General features: G+C 71.5%; 5 protein-coding genes and 1 pseudogene. All 6 read right to left on the bottom strand.

All coding sequences use genetic code 11. The features are described 5' to 3' along the window. Positions 1-75, bottom strand: a pseudogene (locus tag ABD308_RS14075) (LLM class flavin-dependent oxidoreductase); the annotation flags it as partial. Then, positions 75-536 (bottom strand): pyridoxamine 5'-phosphate oxidase family protein, encoded by a 462-nt coding sequence (locus ABD308_RS14080; protein ID WP_344333400.1) that lies wholly within the window; start codon positions 534-536, stop codon positions 75-77. The gene ABD308_RS14080 and the pseudogene ABD308_RS14075, both read right to left, overlap by 1 nt. Before the next feature lie 142 nt (positions 537-678). After that, the gene (locus ABD308_RS14085; protein ID WP_344333404.1) at positions 679-1650 is read right to left on the bottom strand and encodes a hypothetical protein; all 972 of its coding nucleotides are present in this window, start codon (positions 1648-1650) and stop codon (positions 679-681) included. A 13-nt stretch (positions 1651-1663) separates the two neighbouring features. Next, positions 1664-3025 (bottom strand): guanine deaminase, encoded by a 1362-nt coding sequence (gene guaD, locus ABD308_RS14090; protein WP_344333408.1) that lies wholly within the window; start codon positions 3023-3025, stop codon positions 1664-1666. A 114-nt stretch (positions 3026-3139) separates the two neighbouring features. After that, positions 3140-3586: a nitroreductase family deazaflavin-dependent oxidoreductase gene (locus ABD308_RS14095; RefSeq protein WP_344333540.1), complete on the bottom strand. Its 447-nt coding sequence runs from the start codon at positions 3584-3586 to the stop codon at positions 3140-3142. 120 nt (positions 3587-3706) lie between these two features. Next, on the bottom strand, positions 3707-3913 hold the full coding sequence (locus ABD308_RS14100; protein ID WP_344333410.1) for a hypothetical protein: 207 nt from the start codon (positions 3911-3913) through the stop codon (positions 3707-3709). Positions 3914-4155: the final 242 nt, after the last annotated feature.

The raw sequence follows: 4155 nt of genomic DNA on the forward strand, positions 1-4155 counted from the left end.
GGCCTTCGGGTCGCCGTAGGTCACCCAGCCCTGGCCGTACTCGGCCGCCAGGCGCAGGCCGCGCGGGCCGGCGGCTAGGCGAGCCAGGCGCCGTCGCGCATGAGGAGGCGGCCGCGCAGTTCGGGTTCGCCGCGCCAGGCGCGGACGGCCGTCGGCGTCACGCGGAGGTAGAGGAACGAGCCCTCCTCGGTGCGCGGGTCCCAGCGGAACCTGGCGGTGTACGCCTCGGCGGCGTCGGCGGGCACGTCCTGGTCGGGGAAGCACTCCGCCTCGCCCTGGAGGAGCACCACGTCATGGGTGTCGGGCAGGGCCAGGCGCACGCGCGGCTCCTCGCGCGCGTTGCGCGCGGTGACGGAGGTGGCGCCGGTGCACATCCACACGGCCCGCCCGTCCCACCGGAACCACAGCGGCACCTGGTGCGGCCCGTGCTCGGGGTGGGCGGTCGAGACCCAGATGTCCCGCTCCGTGGCGAGCCGTTTGAGGGTGTCGCGCTTGCGCTCCGCCGTCGGACGGCGGGTGGTCTCCGTGGTGTGCATGAGTACCGACCGTATGCGGCGGGCTCGGCGGTCGCATGAGCCGCCGGACCTACGCCCGGCGACCGATGGGCCCTCGGCCTTCGGAGGGTGCGGCGGCCTGCCCGGCGACGGGTGCACCCCGACGGCGCGGGACCTCCGGAACTCAGGCCCGGTACACCTGGTAGAGGAGGCCGAAGTAGGGCGCGGTGTCCAGCCCCGGGTAGGCGTGGCCGGAGGGACCGGCCCGCTCCGAGCTCCAGGGGTTCGTGTAGTCGCTGTTGAACCTGAGCCAGTGGAGCTTGCCGGTTCCGTCGTCCGGGCCCCGGTAGTAGCTGAAGTAGAGGAAGTCGTTGTGCCGGGAGAGCCTGAGCGTCCGGGCACCCCGGACCGGTTCGCGGTTGAAGTACCGGACCGGGCGGTCCTCGCTCCACTCCCCCGTGCCGCTGTCATACGTGAGCCAGTACAGGCCGTCGTCCTCACCGTCGTGCACGCAGTACAGCAGGTCCTTGTACCGTTCGACGGCGAGCACCCGCCGGGAGGGGATGTCTCCGGGGATCGGGCTGTCCTCGCCCCAGGCCCTGGCATGGGTGTCATAGGTGATCCACCTGAGCCTGCCGTCCTCGTCGTCGTGCACGCAGTAGACGAGCCCGTCGTAGACGGCGAGCGCGGCCGGGTTCGCCGAGCGGACGATGGTGTGCTCCTTGTCCTCCACCGGCTGCCAGTTGCGCCAACCGATCTCCTCGCCCTCCATGTTGTAGCGCGACCACCAGAGGTAGTTGTCCTTGCCGCTCCGGTGGTTGACGCAGTACAGGAAGTCGTTGGCGTGCGTCACCGCGGGCGGGCCCGCGCAGGGCACCAGGCGCCCGTCCGCGTCGAGGACGGCCTCGTTCTCGCTCCACGCGATGGGCTCCTCCCCGCTGCTGCTCCACCACAGCGTGCCGGCGCCGTCGTCCGCCAGGTCCTGGTGGAGGCAGTACAGCCGGCTCTTGTACGCCTCGACGGCGGGCGCGAAGCCCGATTCGGCACCGGGGATCCCGGGGACCGGCGTCCACTTGTCGGTGAGGCTGTCGTAGGAGGCGCACTCCAGCCTCCTGGACGTGGAACTCGTGGCACTCGTGGAACTCGTGGAGCTCATGGGTCCACTCCCTTCAGGTCGGTCGGGCATCCCGGTGGTGTGCGAGGCGCCCGGCGATGTACGTGGCCAGGACGGTGCGGTCGTCGCCCATGACCGCGAGGGAGAACAGCAGGTCGTCGACGGTGTCGGCGCCGCTGGTGCGCGCGTCCAGCTGCGGGGTCGCGGCGGGGTCCAGCACGATGAAGTCGGCCTCGTGGCCCGGTTCCAGTGATCCGATCAGGTGGTCCAGGCGCATCGCCGTCGCCGAGCCCACCGTCGCCAGGTAGAACAGCTTGACCCCGTCCATCGGAAAGCCGCGCAGCGCACCGACCTTGTACGCCTCGCTCGCGGTCTGCAGCAGGGAGAGGCTGGTGCCCCCGGCGACGTCGGAGCCCAGGCCGACGGGGACCCGCCGGCCCGATTTGACGGCCCGCTTCATGCGGAAGAGACCGGAACCGAGGAACAGGTTCGAGGTCGGGCAGTGCGACACCCCGCTGCCGGTCTCGTGCAGCCGCCGCCACTCCCGCTTGCTGAGGTGCACGGCGTGGGCGAAGACCGCGCCGGGCCCGAGCAGTCCGTGCTGCTCGTAGACGTCGATGTAGTCGCGGTACGGCGGGCGCGGGAACAGCTCGGCGACCTGCTGGATCTCCCGGACGTTCTCCGACACATGGGTCTGCAGGAGGGTGCCGGGGTGGTCCCGCCACAGCTCGCCGGCCGCGCTCAGCATCCGGGACGTACAGGTGTAGGCGAAGCGGGGCGTGACCGCGTAGACGCTGCGGCCGACGCCGTGCCACCGCTTGATCAGGTTCGCGGAGTCCTCGTACGCCTGCTCGGGGGAGGAGTCCAGCATGGCGGGCGGGGCGTTGCGGTCCATCAGCACCTTGCCCGCGACGAGCCGCATGCCCCGGCCCACGCTCTCCTCGAAGAGCGCGTCGACCGACTCCGGGGAGGGGGCGCAGTAGACCATGGCCGTCGTCGTCCCGCTGCGCAGCAGCTCGTCGCAGAACAGGGCGGCGATCGGCCGGGCGTAGGCGGGGTCGACGAAGCGGCTCTCCTCCGGGTAGACGTAGTCCTGGAGCCATTCGGGCAACTGCTCGCCGTAGGAGGCGATGATCCGCATCTGGACGTAGTGCGCGTGCGAGCCGACGAGCCCCGGCAGGATGACCTTGTCACGGTAGGACACCACGGTCACGCCCGGCGGGAGGGTGGCGACCAGTTGGCCGTAGTCCCCGGCGGCGACGATCTCCCCGTCTCGGCAGATCAGGAGCCCGTCGTCCACGTACACCAGCGCGTTGTCACTGGACGTCAGGAACGGGTCGTCGCGGAACCACACGAGACGGCCCCGGACCGCCGTCGTGGGCGGGAGGTCGGGTGCGTTCGAGGACCAGGACCGCATGGCGGCTGCCTCCTAGAGGTGAGGCGCGGAGAGGCGCACAGACATCACCACCATAGGAAGGAGCGTCATCGTTCGCACGCTGACCGTAGCCGTACGGCGTACGGGCCAGGCGGCTCAGTGCTCGGGTTCGAGGACGAAGACCGGGATCACGCGGTGGGGGGCCTTCTCCTGGTACTCGGCGTACGGCGGGAACGCGGCGACCGCGCGCCGCCACCACTCGTCCCGCTCCTCCCCGGAGACCTCACGGGCCGTCATGCCGGAGCGCTCGGGGCCGTCCTGGAGATCGACCTGAGGGTTGGCCTTGAGGTTGAAGTACCACTCCGGGTGGCTCGGGAAGCCGCCCTTCGAGGCCACCGCCGCGTACCGTCCCTCGTGCTCCACCCGCATCAGCGGGATCTTGCGGATCCGGCCGCTCTTCGCGCCGCGCATCGTGACGATGACGACCGGCAGACCCGTGTCCAGGAGCGTGGTGCCCTGCGTGCCGCCCGAGCTCTCGTACAGCTCGACCTGCTCGCGGATCCACTGCGCCGGACTCGGGTCGTACTCGCCCTCCAGCGGCATCGCCTTCACCCCATCCGTTCCCGTTCCGCCGACGCCTCCAAGTGTGACGGCAAGCCCCCGGCCCCGCACCCGAATCCCCGTACTCGCAGCTCAAGGCCCTGCCGGGATGAGCCCGCGCACTCATGCCCGGGTGCCGACGTGGTTGCCCGACCTGGTGCTGACGTTCCCGCTCGTGGCGGGTGAGGGGGTGGCCGCCCTGGTGTGGTTCTTCCGGGGCGGCTGGGAGGTGCTCCGGGGCGAGCGCGGGCCGATGCCGCCTCGCGGGGTCGCCGCCTGGCTGGCGGGCTCGCCCTCCTCCTCGCCGGAACGGGCGTCGGTCTGCTCCACCTGCGCCTCCCGATCGCCGCGACCGCCCAGGCCGTCCTGGCCGTTCCCGTCGCCCTGCTCCTCACCCTGGGCACGGTGGAGCTGCTGCGGCGGAGAGAGCCGGAGGACACCTGAAGGTTCGCCCGGCACGGCGGCGGCAGCCACCGCCCGTGCCGCCGGGGCAAGTTCGGGCGGGAAGTCACTCGGTGTGGGCCGGCGGTAGTAGACCGAGCGAACAGCGGACAGGTCGAGTGAACGACGCT

Source organism: Kitasatospora putterlickiae (assembly GCF_039527695.1).
Taxonomy (GTDB): Bacteria; Actinomycetota; Actinomycetes; order Streptomycetales; family Streptomycetaceae; genus Kitasatospora; species Kitasatospora putterlickiae.